The 17,674-nt window shown below is 38.3% G+C and carries 14 protein-coding genes and 3 tRNA genes; all 17 read right to left on the reverse strand.

The genetic code is table 11. The annotated features are described in order from the left end of the window. On the reverse strand, window positions 1-2,043 hold the full coding sequence (locus RDV78_08670) for a site-specific DNA-methyltransferase (GenBank protein MDS1030541.1): 2,043 nt from the start codon (window positions 2,041-2,043) through the stop codon (window positions 1-3). Between the two features lie 403 nt (window positions 2,044-2,446). Next, the gene (locus RDV78_08675; GenBank protein MDS1030542.1) at window positions 2,447-2,917 is read right to left on the reverse strand and encodes a hypothetical protein; all 471 of its coding nucleotides are present in this window, start codon (window positions 2,915-2,917) and stop codon (window positions 2,447-2,449) included. A gap of 255 nt (window positions 2,918-3,172) precedes the next feature. Beyond that, a complete protein-coding gene (gene rlmH, locus RDV78_08680) occupies window positions 3,173-3,652 on the reverse strand; it encodes a 23S rRNA (pseudouridine(1915)-N(3))-methyltransferase RlmH (GenBank protein MDS1030543.1) in 480 nt (159 codons plus the stop codon). Window positions 3,653-3,739: 87 nt separating this feature from the next. Beyond that, entirely contained in the window at window positions 3,740-4,534 is a 795-nt protein-coding gene (locus RDV78_08685; GenBank protein MDS1030544.1) for an MBL fold metallo-hydrolase, read from the reverse strand. A 16-nt stretch (window positions 4,535-4,550) separates the two neighbouring features. Next, window positions 4,551-5,804, reverse strand: coding sequence for a UDP-N-acetylglucosamine 1-carboxyvinyltransferase (gene murA, locus RDV78_08690; protein ID MDS1030545.1), 1,254 nt, complete (start codon window positions 5,802-5,804; stop codon window positions 4,551-4,553). A gap of 104 nt (window positions 5,805-5,908) precedes the next feature. Continuing rightward, a complete protein-coding gene (locus RDV78_08695; protein MDS1030546.1) occupies window positions 5,909-6,811 on the reverse strand; it encodes a peptidase MA family metallohydrolase in 903 nt (300 codons plus the stop codon). Window positions 6,812-6,978: 167 nt separating this feature from the next. Continuing rightward, window positions 6,979-7,188, reverse strand: coding sequence for a copper ion binding protein (locus RDV78_08700; GenBank protein MDS1030547.1), 210 nt, complete (start codon window positions 7,186-7,188; stop codon window positions 6,979-6,981). A 90-nt stretch (window positions 7,189-7,278) separates the two neighbouring features. Next, window positions 7,279-9,486: a heavy metal translocating P-type ATPase gene (locus RDV78_08705; protein ID MDS1030548.1), complete on the reverse strand. Its 2,208-nt coding sequence runs from the start codon at window positions 9,484-9,486 to the stop codon at window positions 7,279-7,281. A 76-nt stretch (window positions 9,487-9,562) separates the two neighbouring features. After that, a complete protein-coding gene (gene trxB, locus RDV78_08710; GenBank protein ID MDS1030549.1) occupies window positions 9,563-10,885 on the reverse strand; it encodes a thioredoxin-disulfide reductase in 1,323 nt (440 codons plus the stop codon). Between the two features lie 85 nt (window positions 10,886-10,970). Further along, window positions 10,971-12,332: a peptidoglycan DD-metalloendopeptidase family protein gene (locus RDV78_08715; protein MDS1030550.1), complete on the reverse strand. Its 1,362-nt coding sequence runs from the start codon at window positions 12,330-12,332 to the stop codon at window positions 10,971-10,973. A 102-nt stretch (window positions 12,333-12,434) separates the two neighbouring features. Further along, the gene (scfB, locus tag RDV78_08720; protein MDS1030551.1) at window positions 12,435-13,811 is read right to left on the reverse strand and encodes a thioether cross-link-forming SCIFF peptide maturase; all 1,377 of its coding nucleotides are present in this window, start codon (window positions 13,809-13,811) and stop codon (window positions 12,435-12,437) included. 88 nt (window positions 13,812-13,899) lie between these two features. Next, window positions 13,900-14,046 (reverse strand): six-cysteine ranthipeptide SCIFF, encoded by a 147-nt coding sequence (gene scfA / locus RDV78_08725; protein ID MDS1030552.1) that lies wholly within the window; start codon window positions 14,044-14,046, stop codon window positions 13,900-13,902. A gap of 185 nt (window positions 14,047-14,231) precedes the next feature. Beyond that, window positions 14,232-14,306, reverse strand: a tRNA-Gly gene (locus RDV78_08730). 124 nt (window positions 14,307-14,430) lie between these two features. Beyond that, a tRNA-Glu gene (locus RDV78_08735) sits at window positions 14,431-14,506 on the reverse strand. A gap of 7 nt (window positions 14,507-14,513) precedes the next feature. Beyond that, a tRNA-Lys gene (locus RDV78_08740) sits at window positions 14,514-14,589 on the reverse strand. Between the two features lie 259 nt (window positions 14,590-14,848). Next, entirely contained in the window at window positions 14,849-16,135 is a 1,287-nt protein-coding gene (locus RDV78_08745; protein MDS1030553.1) for an adenylosuccinate synthase, read from the reverse strand. 16 nt (window positions 16,136-16,151) lie between these two features. Then, window positions 16,152-17,561, reverse strand: coding sequence for an NAD(P)/FAD-dependent oxidoreductase (locus tag RDV78_08750; protein ID MDS1030554.1), 1,410 nt, complete (start codon window positions 17,559-17,561; stop codon window positions 16,152-16,154). Window positions 17,562-17,674: the final 113 nt, after the last annotated feature.

The raw sequence follows: 17,674 nt of genomic DNA on the forward strand, positions 1-17,674 counted from the left end.
TTACTTCACCTTCAGTTCTTCAATAAATTCATTTCCATATATGTCAACATATATAATCATTATTTTTTCACCACAGCTAGATTTTTCAAATGCTGGTATGACAATCTTCTGTTGTTGTTTAAGTTCTTCCCTAATTAGTATTTCTTCACTGTTTGATTTTACTTTTTTGGGTAATAGTTCTTCTGAGAAATAATAAGTGTCCATTTGGAATTCTTTTCCGTTGTAATTCTTGTCGATTAGAACCATAGACAGTGATTCAAAATTATCCATGTCCTTTCCGCTCTCTTCTTCGGTAAACTCAGAATAAAATTTAGTAATGTGTATTTCTACCTTTTCCTTATTAACTATTAACTCAGATGAAACTCGTGGCTGGCGCATAAAATGAAACCCAATTGCATCATCTAAATCATTAATATTCTTTTTACTTTGGGGCTGACGAAACTTTTTAAACTGTACTTTGTGTAATTCTTTAATAACGTGGTATGGTACCTTTAAAAAGTAATATTTTACATTACCTATTTCATAATAATCGCTAATAAAATCTACATAGTTTGCAGGAGCTACAATATAACATCTATTGCCAACCTTACCACCAATATATGAGTGTAAGTCCTCCAAATAATCAATATCAACAGAGGAATCCTTAAATTTCCAATAAGGGAAGACTAGACAATAATATCCGTCCTTCTTCTGACCGTCAATCGTAATTCCATTTATCTTTTTATCTATTGACTCTATCTCAAATAAGTTCATTACGAATTTTATATATTCTTCTTTATTGAGTGAGAATATCTTCTCTAAGTCATAGTAGCCCGTGTTTAACATTACAAAGCTATTTGCTTTTTTGTTGTAGGCTTTCTTAGTATTGTCTAAATCTAGGCTTGATTCGATATTTAATAATCTCCTTTGGATAGTGTAAATAGATAATTTGCCTATATCACAAGTTATCCATCTTCTACCGAGTTTTTCGGCTACTGCTGATGTAGTTCCTGATCCACCAAAAAAGTCAAGAACAAGGTCACCGGGTTTAGTAGAGGCTTCAATGATTCTCTTTAAAAGTGCTTCAGGTTTTTGCGTAGGATAACCAACATTCTCGGTTTGTCTATAAGCATATGTGCCTACTGCATGGTCATTAAAGGATTTACCCAAGTCCTCTTTACCCATCCAGACACTCCATGCTGTTTGGGGCCTATTTTCATTTGCTTCTTTAATAGCTTCTTCTTTAGTTAAATTTGGGTTGTTGCATATATAAGTCTTTAGACTCTTGGAGCCGCCACTACTTTCTTTTCCTCTAGTGTAATACCAACCATTCTCATCTTTTTGTAAAGCATTTGTAATACGTGGAGAGTACCCAAGACGTTTTGGTGGGTTAAAATAAGCGGTTGGCGATTTATAACAAAAAATGGTTTCATGGGACTTGGGATAATATTTTCCCGATCCAAGGAGACCACAAACCCATACTATTTCCGCAAATTCGAAGTCAGGAAACAGTTCATCTAAAATTAGTTTAACTTCATGTCCTTTTTTAGAATCAATATGAACATATATAGTGCCATCATCAGCTAAGATTTCTTTTGCTAAAATTAGTCTTCTTCTTAAGAACTCCAAGAACTCTGACCCTTTAGTTTTATCAGTATAGGCTTTTAACCCTTGACTGGTATTAAAATCGGAATCTGTTCCAAAGGGTGGGTCAATATAAATTAGATTAACTTTACCTTTTACTTTATCCTTAATAAGAGGGTCTTTATTTTCGTATATTGTTTTCAAAAATTGGAGGTTGTCTCCATAAACCAACATATTGCTCCAATCGTTTGAATTATTCTCTTCTGTTTTGTTAAAAACTTTTTCTACTTGTAAAGGTACAGGAAAGACGCCATCTTCGTTGGCTAATACGTCCTCCTTCCTCATTTTACCACCATAAACGATTTCGTATTCTTTTTGAGTCACGGGGAAAAGTTTGTATTTATAGTCTTCTGGGATTTGTTGACCTTCTTGTAGACGATTTATTAAATCTTGAATCTCCAATTCGTTCAGCTTAGCCATTTTTCTATCCTCCACTAAAACTTTCAATTATTTTAATCAATCCATGCCTTCTATACTTAATATCGGATAGAAGATTGTCTTTCAAAATCAGTATAAACGATCTTCATGGATTATGGATGGTTAAATACTATACTTGTAGTAAAAGCCCAAAAATCCCCCCCTATAAAGGGGGACACAGTCAATTGTTATATCAGCTCTAACAATTTCTTATTTACAACAATAGGACCGAACCCATTTCTTGTTAGCTTGCTTATGTAGTAACTGTCTAGTACAATTTCGTGTCTAACCCTGTTTACCATCACTTGTGATACGGTTCACCGTATCACCATTCAACCAAACGAATTTTATATAGCAATTATATTGCCTTGTTAACCTAGTCAGTAATTAATTAGATTTATAAAACTTATTTTATCGATTTTAAATGCTGAATGTGTATTCCTATATGTCCTATACCAATTATAATAGCAGAAGCAATCAGCCAAATAACTTTACCATAAATACCCAATAGGAAAAAAGCCATGACAGGCAGACTCGCAAGAGGTACTGGAATCCCACAAAAACTGCGATAAAAATTTTCTTCTGTATATTTATTAGTAAAATATCTAATCCAACAAATCTCATAAAGAATCATCAGTAAAAATGATGCTATTAGCCACAAACTCCATGCTGAAAACGGAGCAATGTTAAAATCACTAAAAATCAATACGCTACACGTACAGCATACTTGTCCAACACGTTCAAACAATAATAATATTTTGTTTTCTTGGGTATTGTCATAATCTATTGGCTGATTCTTACTCCAAATGATATTTGGAATAAATAACATTAATGAATATATCAGACCTACATATGAAAATCCTAAATGACCTAACATATAATACCTCCTGGGAAAGATGCATATAATGACACGAACCTTATGAGGATACTTCTGTGACACAAAAGACTTTTCATAATAACGCTCCACATCTAAACTAGATTTCAATATTATAAATTAATAAATATTACTAAGTAAATATATTACACAGCAGACCTTGAAAACCTTCAAAAACAACCATCATATAAATAAAAATGCCAGTTCAACTACATTGCGTTGACTGGCTTTGAAATCAATAAAGTTGTAAAGTGAACTTTATTTGTGGTACGGTTCACCCCTCATAATCCTAAAGGACCGATAAATCTGCTCTAATAAAATCAACCGTACTAGCTGATGGGGAAATGTTAGTGGTGAAAGACAAAGACGAAAATCTGCTTTCGCCAAGATACTGGGAGCTAGTCCTAAGGAACCGCCAATTAAAAAGGTTAAATCGCTTTTCCCCTCTAAGCCTAGACTATGGAGCTTTTGGGCCAGTTGTTCTGACGAAAGCATTTTTCCCTCCAAGGCCAAGGCTATGACAAAAGTTCCCGTCTTTAGATGTTTGCTTATTCTTTCAGCTTCTTTCTCCTTAATCTGTTCTTCTTCCAAAGCTGAAGCTTTGTCAGGAGTAGATTCATCTTGGACTTCAATGATCTCTACTTTTGCATAGGGGCCTAGGCGTTTTAAAAATTCGGCTATGCCTTCCTTTAAATACTTTTCTTTAACTTTTCCCACAGTAATTAACTTAATCAGCACAATCCACCTCATTGCTATAACTATATTATAAATATATTACAAAAAAAATGTGTCAAAGAACCCTCCCCTGACACATTTTAGTTAAGTTTATTCAGCTTTAAGTTGCAGCGCAGGGTGTGCTTCGTAACGTGGAGCTACAGTTAGCTCGGGACAGCTGGTAAACCCCTGTTCCGCTAGAACTTCTTTAACCGTATGTATTGCTAAGGGCGGCCGGTTATTCTCGGCACTTAGATGGGCTAAAACTACTTTTTGCGTATTTCCCGTAATAAATTCTGCTAAAGCCTCTCCGCTCATTTGGTTGGATAAATGGCCTAGGGTACTGGCAATTCTCTTTTTTAAGCGGACTGGATATGTACCTTTTCTTAACATAGTAGCATCATGATTAGCTTCTAAAAGAAGCCCCTTGCACCCTGTAATATTCTTTCTGATACTGCTGGTAATTTTACCCGTATCTGTAACTATTCCTAAACTTGCTTCTTTATGATAAAAAGCAAAGGCAGCCGGCTCCAAAGCATCATGGGATGTAGGCAATACTTCAATTTTTAAATCTCCAAGCTCTTGGCTTTGGTTTAGATCCAAAAACTTTTTGTTTTCTTCTGCGACTTTGCCAATATCCTTTTCCATTCCCTCCCATGTGCCTGGTGTGGCATAGATAGGTAAATTGTAACGGCGGGAAATAACCCCCACTCCCTTTATGTGATCTTTATGTTCATGGGTTACTAAAACCCCGTCAAGTTCATTAGCTTCTATACCATTTTCCCTTAAGCGGTTTGTAATATCCTTGCCGCTAATGCCTGCATCAACAAGGAATCTTGTCTTTTTTGTTCCTACATAGACAGAATTGCCTGAACTACCACTAGCTAGAGTAAAAAACTTCAACAAAGCCCTTGCCCCCAAATTATTCACAAATTCTTTCGATATCAGCTCCCAAAGAACTAAGCTTAGCTACCAGTTTTTCGTAGCCCCGATCAATTAAATGTACATTAGAAATTTTTGTTTGTCCTTCCGCAGCTAATCCTGCTAACACTAAAGCTGCCCCGGAACGTAAATCGCAAGCACGAACTTGGGAACCACATAATTTTTCTACACCAAAGACAACAGCAGTTTGACCTTCAACTTTAATGTGAGCGCCCATTCTTTTTAATTCATCTGCTGTTTGCAGCCTGTTTTCATAAACTGTTTCCGTAATAACACTAGTCCCTTTAGCCAGTGACAAAAATGCCATCATCTGGGACTGCATGTCTGTAGGAAAACCTGGGAAAGGCAGTGTTTTAATATCAGTAGATGTATAATCCTTAGACCCCACAACGCGGACTTCCTCTTCATCTTCAAAGATTTCAATGCCCGTTTCCCGAAGTTTAGCTATGATTGGCTGTAAATGATGGGGAATTACATTCTGAATCAAAATATCGCTACCAGTTATAGCTGCCGCCAACATAAAAGTTCCTGCTTCGATGCGATCAGGAATAATACTATAACGGGCTCCCTGTAAAGTTCGGGCTCCTTCAATTTTAATAATATCCGTACCTGCACCCCGTACTTTGGCACCGAGAGTATTTAAAAAGTTAGCTAAATCCACAATCTCTGGTTCTTTAGCAACATTTCCAATCATAGTTGTACCTTGGGCCCCTGCAGCAGCCATCATTATATTTTCCGTAGCACCAACGCTGGGAAAATCTAAATAGATTTGGCTCCCCTGCAAAGCCCCAGAGGTTTTAATATAGCCATTTTCAACTTCTACTTTGGCCCCCATGGCCTGAAATCCTTTTAAATGTAAATCCATGGGCCTAATGCCAATATTGCAGCCCCCAGGCATAGATACTTCAGCCTGCCCCCGGCGGGCTAAGAGAGCGCCCAGCAGTAAATTGGAAGCCCGTAATTTTCTTACTAAATTATATGGTGTTATATAGCCAATTTCATCAGGAACTGTTATGCTTAGCGTATTTTCCTCCAGCCAGGCTACTTTCGCTCCTAACTTATGCAGTATCTCCAACAGTACTTCTACATCAGCAATGCGGGGTACATTTTCTAAAACCGTCTCTCCATGGGCTAAAACAGCGGCTGAAATAACGGCTAAGGCGGCATTTTTCGCACCGCTGATTTGAACCTTTCCCTGCAGTTTTTTTCCACCTTTAATTAGTATTTTTTCCATTGTGCTGCCCCCAGTACCAACTCTTACATCTATCAAAGGATTATATTCTTGTTCTACTGGGTGTATTCCTGCTTAATTTCTAAAAGCTCATTTAGCTTTTTATTTTAGTTCGCTTGCAAAAAATATTTATTATTGCTCCATTTTTGATAACATTGCTCAAAATCCTCTAGGGATTGTCCTGTATTTATAGCAATGGCAGCTTGAATAGTTTTTCCCTCACTTAAATCTGCCAGTAAATTGCGCAGTGATTCTACTCCACAGGTCTCTATATAATAATCTATTGCTGCTAAAGATTGTCCATAAGCTAAGCTTTGGTTTGGCAAACTATCATATTGTTTATCCAGCTGTGTTAAACTATATAAGTTATTGTCATTTCCCTGTACTACAGGTACTGGGAACTGAAAACCTGTAACTTCTCTTTCTACATACTGGGCAATACCTTCCGTCAGCCAGCGTGGATAATTGCCTTTAGTCAGGTAATCTACAACTAAGTGGGTATATTCATGAGCCATAGGACCGTTTTTGCTGAATTCTTCCGCTAATAAACTAGAATCACTAACCCAGTCGTTAGGCGATAAAATTCGAATTACACCTGCCCAATAAACACCCATTGCATTTTCATCTGCATCCCAGCCAAAACTTTTATTCATCTGCTCCTGAGTTGGGTAAACAATAACTGGTATTTTACCCTCAGGAGTGAACTCCAAAAAATTGTTTACCGGCTGAAAAGCAGTTTCGGCAGTAGATAATATAAGCTGGGCCACATTTCCTTCCGTAGGCTGATATTTAAGGGTAAAGTGTGGGCTTTCTAAGGTATCCCAATCCCACGTTTTTAAATACACACTTTTTTTCACAGCTTCCCTAGTACAACTATAGGCCGTATTTTTAAAGAAAATAGGATATTTAAAAATGAAAACCAAAAACAAGAGGAGACCCGCAATAGCAATATTAATCAATAATTTGTGACTTAAAGTCCATTTTTCTAAGATATTAGTTAGAACCTGCACTTTAATCCCTCCCCCAAGGTTTCATTACCCATGTACAGGCTCTAACATTATACTATATGCTGCAAATTTCCTCATTGGAAATTGTGGTTAACATAAACTAAAAAAGGCAATTAGCCATTACTTATTAATGACTAACTGCCTTTTTCTAGCAACAAAGTATTCCCAATTTATCCAATTACTTTGTAACCTGCTTCTTCAATTGCTTCTTTTAATTTGTCTTCAGAAATAACTTGTTCATCAAATTTTACTGTTGCACTATTTGCTTGTAAATCCACATTAGCTTCCTCTACTCCCCCAAGGGTTTTTAAAGCTTTTTCCACGGCCATTTTACAGTGGTTACAGCTCATGCCTTCTATTTTTAAAACTAAATCTTCCATTGTACAACCTCCTAGTAATTTATCTTTTGTTTCTTTTTAGTATCTGATAATCTAAATCAATGTATTTGTTATTTTTGTTATTTACTAAAGCTATGCTTTGTATTTCCAATTTCTAAGCCTTAAAGCATTAGTTACTACGGAAACAGAACTAAAAGCCATAGCTCCCCCAGCCAAAATAGGAGATAAAAAACCGGCAGCCGAAATAGGAATCCCAATAATATTATAAATTAGTGCCCAGAACAAGTTTTGCTTAATGTTGGCCATAGTCGCTCTGCTTAAAGCTATGGCCTGAGGAATACTGCGCAAATCACCTTTCATAAGTGTAATATCTGCCGCCTCTACAGCTACATCACTGCCTGTGCCAATGGCCATACCTAAATCGGCACTAACTAAGGCAGGAGCATCATTGATTCCATCGCCTACCATGCCAACAACCTTGCCTTGAGCTTTAAGTTTTTGAATTTTATCTGCCTTTTCCTCCGGCAATACTTCGGCAATAATTTTTGTTATGCCTACTTGCTGAGCTATATTTTCAGCTGTCCTCTGATTGTCACCAGTCAGCATCCAAACCTCAATGCCTAGTTTTTGTAAAGCTGCTATGGCTTCTTTGGAATGTTCTTTCACCGTATCGGCAATTCCCAAAACTCCTGCTGCCTCTCCATTGATGCTTAGCAAAACAGCTGTTTTTCCTTCCTTTTCTAGCTCTTGTGCTACCTTTTGGTACTGCTGCATTTCCTGGTTATGATCCTGTAATAACTTGCGATTCCCCGCAAGGATAGTTTGCCCGGCAATTTTAGCTTTTACGCCATGTCCGGGAACTGCTGTAAATTCCTCTGGTGAGGGATAAGTAAGATTTAATTCTGCAGCCTTTTTAACTACTGCTTGCCCTAAGGGGTGCTCGGAATTTTTTTCAGCAGCAGCAGCTAGTTTTAACAGCTCCTCCTGAGGCAAATTGTTTAGAGCTACAATATCCGTTAGTTCCGGCTCGCCCTTTGTAATTGTTCCTGTTTTATCTAGAACAATAGCGGTCATTCCATGTGCTTTTTCTAAATACTCTCCGCCTTTAAATAATATGCCTGTTTCCGCTCCCCTGCCTGTACCTACCATAATTGAGGTTGGTGTGGCCAGACCTAAAGCACAGGGACAAGCAATGACCAGCACCGCTGTAAAGTTAGTTAAAGCTTGGGCAAAGTTTCCTGGAGCTAACCAAAAATACCAGACAGCAAAAGTTAAAAGGGCTATGGCAATGACAACTGGCACAAAAAAACCAGAAATGCGGTCAGCAATACGCTGAATAGGTGCTTTTGAGCTTTGGGCTTCTTCTACAATGCGAATAATTTGAGCTAGTGCTGTTTTTTGCCCAACTTTAGTTGCTTCAAATTTAAAGGATCCATATTTATTAATGGTGCCACCAATTACTTCATCTCCAGGCTTTTTATCTACAGGAATACTTTCCCCTGTAAGCATAGCTTCATCCACAGCTGAATTTCCTTCGACAACAACTCCATCAACAGGGATTCTTTCCCCTGGACGGACTACTACCACATCACCTGCTAAAACTTCACTAATTGGCACATCAATTTCCTGCTCTGCTCTAATTACTCTCGCCGTTTTAGGCTGGAGTCCAATAAGTTTTTTAATAGCCTCAGAAGTCCTACCCTTGGCCCTTGCTTCCAGCATCTTTCCTAAGATAATTAAAGTAATTAAAATTGCGGAAGTTTCATAGTATAAGGGACCAGACGTAAAAAATGTGTTATAAACGCTATAAAGATAGGCAGCTGAAGTACCCATAGCAACTAGCACATCCATATTGGCGCTGCCGCTTTTTAGGGATTTATAGGCATTGCGGTAAAACTGCCAGCCAACTCCTAACTGGACGGGAGTGGCTAAAACAAATTGGGTAAAAGGATGCATTAATGGTTCAGGATACCAACTTAAACGCAGCATATGGGCGGCCATAGTCAGCAGCAAAGGAATGGACAATGCTGCAGCAGTAAAAAAGCGAATTTTTTGCCCTCTATACTCAGTTTTATCCTCCTTTATTTCCCGTACCTGCTCCTTAAATTCCTCTGCTCCATAACCTAAATCAACAATTACTTTTTGAATATCTTCTACGCTAAGCTGAGTAGGATCATGGACAACAGTAGCTCTTTCCACGGCCAAATTAACGTTAGCTTCACTTACCTCAGGTAAACTATTTAATTTTTTTTCAATTCTGCCGGCACAAGCAGCACAAGACATTCCCGAGATAGTTAAAACCGTTTTTACCTGTTCTTTTTTTACAGCAGCTTCTGGCATTTGCATCTACCTTCTTCACTCTAACTTAGAACTTAGAACTTGTAAAAAATATTATGCCCCTAAAACAAAATAATCATTATTCTAGGCCAGCTAAATATTTTTCCGCACTAACAGCAGCAACGGCCCCATCGCCTACAGCTGTACTGACTTGCCGCAAAGATTTTTGGCGAACATCCCCAGCAGCAAAAACCCCAGGCAAAGAGCAGTTCAAGTTGCTATCAACAACTACATAGCCAAACTCATCTAGCTTAACTTGATTTTGCAAAAAACCCGTATTAGGCTCTGTACCGATAAAGATAAAAACTCCATCAGTATTTTCTTCTGTGACTAAGCCTGTTTTGACGTTCTTCATTCTTACTTTTTCTACTTTATTGTCACCTAAAATTTCTTCAATTACAGTGTCAAATTTATAGCTTAATTTTGGATTTTCCCGGGTTCTCATTTGAATTAGATGAGTAGCCCTAAATTGGTTCCGGCGATGGACAATAATAACTTCTCGAGCAAATTTAGTTAAAAAGGCGGCTTCCTCTAAGGCAGAATTTCCTCCGCCTACAACCATAACTTTTTTGTCTTTAAAAAAGGCTCCGTCACAAGTAGCGCAATAAGAGACCCCAAAACCTTGAAATTTTTCTTCACCGGGGACGAAAAGCTTTTTGGGCCTCGCCCCGCTGGCTATAATCACCGCTTTAGCCAAAAATTCTCCCACGTCTGTTACTATTCTTTTGGGATTGCTTTTTAAATCAGTCTTTTTAATCAACGCCATTTTAATTTCTAAAGCAAATTTTTGGGACTGTTCCATAAATCTTTGCATTAGTTCCATGCCTGAAATACCCTCGGGAAAACCTGGATAGTTTTCAATCCGCTCCGTATTTGTCGCCTGCCCCCCGGGCATACCCATTTCTAAAAGCATGGTCTTTAAACCTCCACGGGCCCCATACATTCCAGCCGTTAGCCCTGCAGGTCCGCCTCCTAAAATAATTAAATCATAGACAGCATGCTGATTGGCCGAATTCTCCATAGCATACTCCTTGTGTGCCACCTTTAAGCAGCGGTCCATAACAACTTCTATACCTTGGCCCCGTGCTTTTCCGGCAGCTTCTTCATTAACTATACCCTGCTGCATCCATATAACCGGAACTTTACGGGCAATAGCTTGATCTACAATGGGTCCAACATCTTCTGCTCTGCGAAAAATATCAACTACATCTATTTTTATTTCTGAGGAAATATGTAGAAGGTCTGGATAGCTTTTTTCCCCTAAGACTTCGTCAATGGTAGGATTAACAGGAATAATCCTATAGCCAGCCTCTTGCATATATTTAGCCACAAAATGGGATGGTTTTTTTTCATCTTTTGAAATTCCAACAACTGCTATATTTTTAATTTTAGAAAAATCCATAAGCTCACTCCTTATATAATTTATTTTACTGGTTTTACCCCGTAAAAGCAAAGAAATCCTTACGGATATCCGCAAGGATTTCAATTTAATTTAAATAACGTAAAGGATTACGTGAACTTCCTTTTGCTAATACTTCAAAATGCAAATGTGAACCGGTGCTGCGCCCTGTACTGCCAATTCTAGAAATCAACTGACCTCTAGCTACTCTTTCACCTACGCTAACTTCTAGTTTAGAATTATGAGCATATCTCGTTACTAAGCCATCACCATGGCTAATAGCTACCATATTTCCATAATTGCCACTCCAGCCAGCAAATATAACTGTACCAGCTTCAGCAGCATAAACAGGATCCCCAGTATTCCCGTTAATATCCACACCTGTATGAAATTCTCCGCCTCGATTGCCATAGGGAGAAGTAATAGCACCCCGATGGGGCCAGGACAAAATTCCTTTTCTGCTATCTCCTCTGGAAGCCAGGACCATTTTTGTGCCTTTAGCCACAACCTGGGTAATTGGTTTTTTCACAACATAAACAGTTATTTTTTGCTGTTTAACTTGTTTACCGTTGCGCTTAACTATTTGATATTCTATTTCCTTTTGACCACTGGCACCCCACTGGGTTACTTTCTGTTTTCCACGAAGGAGCTTCTTATCTGTAACTTGTTTGATTTCAAAAGGGATTCTTTTTGTCACTTTATAATTAGCTGCATATACCACATGCACCAATGGTTCTGTCTTTACTAACTGAATCTTTTGCCCAATGTCTAATTTATCTGAACTTAGCCACGGATTAGCACTATGCATTTCCTCTAAACTCATTCCGTTGGCTGCAGCAATTGTCCAAATTGTATCTCCTGCTTGAACTGTATAGGATTTAGGCTGACTTGTTCCGTTTATAAGTAAACTTTGCAATTTCTCAGGAGAAGTGATCTCTTTAACAGGTACCTTCTGACTTTTAAGGGCAATGGCTTCTTCAAATTTAATTCCTTTTAGCTTTAACTTTGGGTCTTGGGGTAAATAATGCTTTTTAACCTGCTCCAAAACATCCTTTGCCGTAGCTTCATTTGCCACAGCACCAATAGCTTTACCTTGAACTAAAACAACTGTCCCTTGTACCATGGGAGTTAATTTGGTGCGTAAAATTTCTTCTAATTGATCCTCTGGTGTTAGACTTTCAGGTTTAACCTGCATTTGCTGAAAAGTTATTTTTTCTTTGAAATCTACCTCAGCAAAGTCTTTCTGCTCTGACTGGAGCTTATTAAGATAGTTCTGAGCAACTTCTTTATTTTTTACAAAGGCTACTTGCTTCCCATCAATAAAAACTCCGAAGGCATTAGCTTTGTGATTAAATCCAAATATGCCTATAGCAAAAACTACTGCAAGTAATCCAAGGATTGCACCAATAAGCATTTGAGGACGTTTTCCTAGTCGTTTTTTATTTTCCATTACATTCCTCCTAACAAGAAGCGCCGATTCTAAGATTTGACAAACTTTTACTACAATTCGCCATAATTAGCCAAACTCCTGCTTAAAATTTAAAAAGAACAGCTAAACTACCTTAAGCCTTTTCTTGACCTGTACGTAGATAGCACATTCTAAACGCTTCTTCTGCAACTCACAACCTAGCTCATAGGGTTTTAGAATATCTCCATTGTGGGCCTCTGCATTGGCATGGCAGCCGCCGCTGCAGAAAAAACGCGCCCAGCATCCATTGCAAGTTTCTTTATGATAAACGTTTGCCCTTTGAAATTTTTCCGCCAAAGCATAATTTGTTAAACCATCATTGATATTTCCCATTAGGTATTCTTCACGTCCCACAAATTGGTGGCAAGGATAAAACTCCCCAGCTGGTGTAACAGCCATATACTCATATCCTGCACCGCAGCCCGTTAACCTTTTTGGTAGACAAGGGCCATGATCTAAATCAATATTAAAGTGGAAAAAATCCATTTCCTTACCGGCAAAATACCTGTCTAAGTATCCCTCTGCTAATTTTTCATATTCTTTTTTAATCAAAGCCACATCTTCCGGATGAAAGGCATAATCTTCCTCCGGTGCCGCTACTACAGGTTCTACGGAAAGATGTGTAAATCCCAAATCAAATAAATGGAACACATCTTGGCTAAAATCTAAATTATACCTAGTATAAGTGCCCCTCACCACATAATCTTCGTCATTTCTTGCAGCTGCAAATTTTTGGTATATAGGAACAATTCTCTCATAGCTGCCTTTACCTCCAGCAAAAGGGCGCATCCGATCATTTATTTCCCTGCGTCCATCAATGCTTAAGACAACGCTAATCTGCTCTTGGTTTAAAAATTGTTGTACATCATCGTTTAATAAAACTCCATTAGTTGTTAAAGTAAATTTAAATTTTTTGCCCAACTCAGCAGCTGCTTTTTTCCCATAAGCGACTAGCTCTTTCATGACAGTAAAATTCATTAAAGGCTCTCCGCCAAAAAAATCTACCTCGCATAGCTTGCGTTTTCCAGAATGGGCCAGCAGGTAATCAAGTGCTTTTTTCCCTACGGCAAAATCCATTAGTTCCCTTTTTCCCCCAAAGTCTCCTGTTGTGGCAAAACAATATTTGCACCTTAAGTTACAATCGTGGGCTAAATGCAGACACAGGGACTTTAAAATTGGATCCCGACAGTCAGGTTCTTTTCTGTCGTCTTGGGTAAATAGTAAACCTTCTGCTTGCAAATTTTCTAATTCTTCTTTTATCTCAGCCAAACTTTGTGCATCTATTAAATGCTGTACCTTTTCTTGAGCCTGAGCCCAGGAACCTCCTGCTTCATCTAAAGCAGCAAGAACTTGCCAAGTACTATCATCAACAATGTGAATTGAACCGCTATTCACATCCAAAACAATAGCTAAATCACCTTGTTGAAATCTATGAACATTCCTTAAATCAAAATCTATCATTTTAACCTCCAGTAAATTACAAATCTATCTTTATAGATAAAATTTAAAAACCCTACCCGGCTAGGATAGGGTTTATTAGCTTTAACTTCTACTTTGCGCAAACTTGATTGCCTACTGTGCATGATGTTTTACAAGCAGACTGACAAGAAACTTGGCAGCTTCCGCATCCGCCTGTTTTTTTTGTGCCTTGCAAATTAGGTGCAGCTAAAGTTTTAATATGTACTTGCTTTTTCATCCCAAACTCCTCCTTATCTGAACTATCTATGAATTAAGCACTCTACTTACTAAATATACTTTAAGCATCAACATTATAGCACAAAATAGACCTATGGAACAGTAAAATTTAGGTTACAAATACAGAAGCAGCAAAAGAAAATTAGGCATAAAAAAATTCCTTAACCAGGAATCTTAAATTAGTTTTGGAGCGGAAGACGGGATTCGAACCCGCAACCCTCGGCTTGGGAAGCCGATGCTCTACCATTGAGCCACTTCCGCATAACTATTCAGTTAGTTCTCTTCTCAATAAAATAATTATAAAACCTCCATATTAAATAGTCAAACTAAGCACACAAAAAATTAATAACAAAACTTCAGCTTAAGCTGAAGTTTTTAAATAATATGGTGACCCGTAGGGGATTTGAACCCCTGTTACCGCCGTGAAAGGGCGGTGTCTTAGACCACTTGACCAACGGGCCATAAAAATGGTGAGCCATCCGCGACTCGAACGCGGGACACCCTGATTAAAAGTCAGGTGCTCTACCAACTGAGCTAATGGCTCACAACAGTTTATGCTGTGTACTTAATTTTGGGCCTCACAGTTGTATATATTACTATATCTTTTGACAACTGTCAACAAATTATTCAAAGAATTTTTTTGGGAAAGATAATTAAAATTCATTTAGAATAGTGCCAAATTTTAAAAATGTCAAGTTTAAGAAAGCCTGCCAAAAGGCAGGCTTTCTTAAACTTGACATAAATTTACTATTCAACAGGCGATTAATTTATCCTGCTAAACCAATATGCAAATTTCAATTAAATTAGGCAAAAACAGGTTCGCAAAAGATGCTTTGTTCTCTTTCAGGGCCTACAGCTACAATAGCTACTTTAGCTCCAGTAAGCTCTTCTACTCTGCGAATAAATTTCTGCGCACTTTCCGGCAAATCTTCAAATTTTTGGATTGAACTTACATCCTCTTTCCAACCAGGAAGCTCTTCATAAACTGGTTGGCACTTGGCTAAGGCCTTTAGGCTGTGCGGAAATTCCGTCGTTATCTGTCCATCCAGTTTATAGCCGGTGCAAATCTTAATTGTTTCTAAAGAATCAAGTACATCTAATTTAGTTAAGGCAAGTACATCAATGCCATTTACTTGAACAGCATATTTTAAGATAACTGCATCTAACCAACCACAGCGCCTAGCTCGGCCAGTAGTAGTACCAAATTCTTTCCCAATATCTCTGATAGAGGCTCCTACTTCGTCAAAAAGCTCTGTAGGGAAAGGACCTTCTCCTACCCGAGTTGTGTAGGCTTTGGCAACACCTATAACCCTGCTAATTTTAGTTGGGCCAACACCTGTACCTATACATGCTCCTCCGGCAATGGGGAAAGAGCTGGTGACGAAAGGATATGTTCCATGATCAAGATCTAAAAGAGTTCCTTGAGCACCTTCAAATAAAACTTTTTTACCCGAACGGATAGCCTGATTCACTAAGACAGAGGTATCAGTCACATAGGGCCGAAGCTTTTCAGCGTATTCCGTATACTCCTGAAGAATTTCTGCAGTTTCAAATGCTTCTGAACCATAAACTTTTTGCAAAAACTCATTTTTAATTTTTATATTTCTCTCTAAAAGTACAGCGAATTCCTCTTTATCTAACAGATCAATCATTCTAATGCCCATACGGGATGCTTTATCTGCATAAGCAGGGCCAATTCCTCGCTTTGTGGTTCCTATTTTATGGTCTCCACGGCTTTCTTCTTCCAACTCGTCGAGCTTTTTATGGTAAGGGAGAATAATATGAGCCGTATCGCTAATGCGCAAATTAGCTAAATTTATACCTTTAGCTTGAAGGTAGTCCATTTCCTCCAGCAAAACTTTAGGATCTATAACTACCCCATTGCCAATTACACATATTTTTTCTGGGTATAAAATTCCAGAAGGAATTAAATGTAGTTTATATTCCTCCCGACCTGTCAATACTGTATGGCCGGCATTATTACCGCCCTGCGACCGTACTACGATTTCTGCTTCTTCCGCTAAATAATCGGTAATTTTTCCTTTACCTTCGTCGCCCCATTGGGCACCTACTAAAACTACTGTGGACATATGGGTCCCTCCCTGCTTAACATCTGTTGGCAATATCCCTTGCGACTACAACACCGGTAACTGAAGCCTGCATTAAGCCTCTTGTAATTCCGGCTCCGTCGCCAATGGCATATAAATTAGTAAAATCCGTTTCAAAGTTCGGATTAACTTTTACTTTTGAAGAATAAAATTTAACTTCTACACCGTAGAGCAACGTATTTTTTGAGTATATTCCAGGCGCAATACTATCTAAAGCTCGAAGAGTTTCTACAATTGATGTCAAATATCTTTCCGGCAGCACATAGCTTAAATCACCAGGAACAGCATTTTTCAATGTAGGAATAGTGGTAGATTTCTTTAGTCGATCATAGTCTGTCCTTCTGCCTTTTAAAATATCGCCTAGCCTTTGCACCATAACGCCTCCACCAGTCAGCATATTGGCTAGTCGGGCAATATATCTACCATACTCAATAGGCTGGTTAAAAGGCTCTGTAAATCTAGTTGAAACTAAAAGTGCAAAATTAGTATTTCCAGTTTTTAATTTCTGATCAGCGTAGCTGTGACCATTTACTACGGCAATGTCTCCGTCATAGTGTTCTTCTGAAACAACACCCCCGGGATTCATACAAAAAGAACGAACTCGATTGTCATAAGTGTCTGAGTAATATACAAGTTTAGCTTCATACAAATCCTTTGTTAGGTGATCCATAATAGAGTTAGGTACTTCTACTCTTACGCCAATATCTACTTCGTTATTTTCTGTTTTAATTCCTAACTTCCGAGTTTGGTCTGTTAGCCAGGCAGCTCCCCCTCTCCCGGGAGCTGCAATAACAAAGTGTGCTCTAACCTCTAAAGGCTCTTCACCCTTTTGGCATAGCAAAACTCCTACAACCTGTCCTTCCTCAACTATAATATCTTGGACAGACGTAAGCTCAGAAAATTCTGTTTTTGTCTTTGTAACTAAATGTTCGTACATGCTGCTTAAAACTTCATAGGCAAGTTCTGTACCTAAATGTCTTACAGGGCAAGGTATCAGTTGAATGCTGTATTTAGATGCTTCGTAGATAATGTCATCTATTTTCTTATTATCCAGGCCATAAACTGTATCACTTGCACCAAATTGTAAATAGACTTGATCTGTATAATCGATTAAATTTTGCGCTTCTTCAGCCGGCATATAATCTGTTAGTCGACCACCCACTAGGGGCGACTTACTTAGTTTGCCATCACTATAAGCCCCTGCTCCTGCCCAACCGCTAGTAATGTTACATGGGTCACAGTTTACACACACCTGAGTCTTCCTGGCAGGGCATACTCTTCTTTGAAGATTCTTTCCTTTATCCACAATGAGTATCTCTAGATTTTGTTTTAGCTTACTTAACTCTAGAGCTGCAAAAATACCTGCAGGCCCAGCACCAATAATGATCACATCATATTTAGTTTTCATAAGCTGTCCCCCTTTAAATTAGGCATAAAAACAACCCAAATAGAACTTACTAATGATTCCATTTGAGTTGGGTCAAACCTATTAGGTTGGGTCTCATTAACAAACAATACCAG

It is taken from the genome of Bacillota bacterium LX-D (assembly GCA_031628995.1).
In the GTDB taxonomy this organism is placed as follows: Bacteria; Bacillota; DUOV01; order DUOV01; family Zhaonellaceae; genus JAVLUO01.

Coding starts and splice junctions, on each gene's coding strand:
- RDV78_08670 (MDS1030541.1), bottom strand. CDS start 2,043: ATGGCTAAGCTGAACGAATTGGAGATTCAAGATTTAATAAATCGTCTA.
- RDV78_08675 (MDS1030542.1), bottom strand. CDS start 2,917: ATGTTAGGTCATTTAGGATTTTCATATGTAGGTCTGATATATTCATTA.
- murA (MDS1030545.1), bottom strand. CDS start 5,804: ATGGAAAAAATACTAATTAAAGGTGGAAAAAAACTGCAGGGAAAGGTT.
- RDV78_08700 (MDS1030547.1), bottom strand. CDS start 7,188: ATGGAAGATTTAGTTTTAAAAATAGAAGGCATGAGCTGTAACCACTGT.
- RDV78_08705 (MDS1030548.1), bottom strand. CDS start 9,486: ATGCCAGAAGCTGCTGTAAAAAAAGAACAGGTAAAAACGGTTTTAACT.
- trxB (MDS1030549.1), bottom strand. CDS start 10,885: ATGGATTTTTCTAAAATTAAAAATATAGCAGTTGTTGGAATTTCAAAA.
- RDV78_08715 (MDS1030550.1), bottom strand. CDS start 12,332: ATGGAAAATAAAAAACGACTAGGAAAACGTCCTCAAATGCTTATTGGT.
- scfB (MDS1030551.1), bottom strand. CDS start 13,811: ATGATAGATTTTGATTTAAGGAATGTTCATAGATTTCAACAAGGTGAT.
- scfA (MDS1030552.1), bottom strand. CDS start 14,046: ATGAAAAAGCAAGTACATATTAAAACTTTAGCTGCACCTAATTTGCAA.
- RDV78_08745 (MDS1030553.1), bottom strand. CDS start 16,135: ATGTCCACAGTAGTTTTAGTAGGTGCCCAATGGGGCGACGAAGGTAAA.
- RDV78_08750 (MDS1030554.1), bottom strand. CDS start 17,561: ATGAAAACTAAATATGATGTGATCATTATTGGTGCTGGGCCTGCAGGT.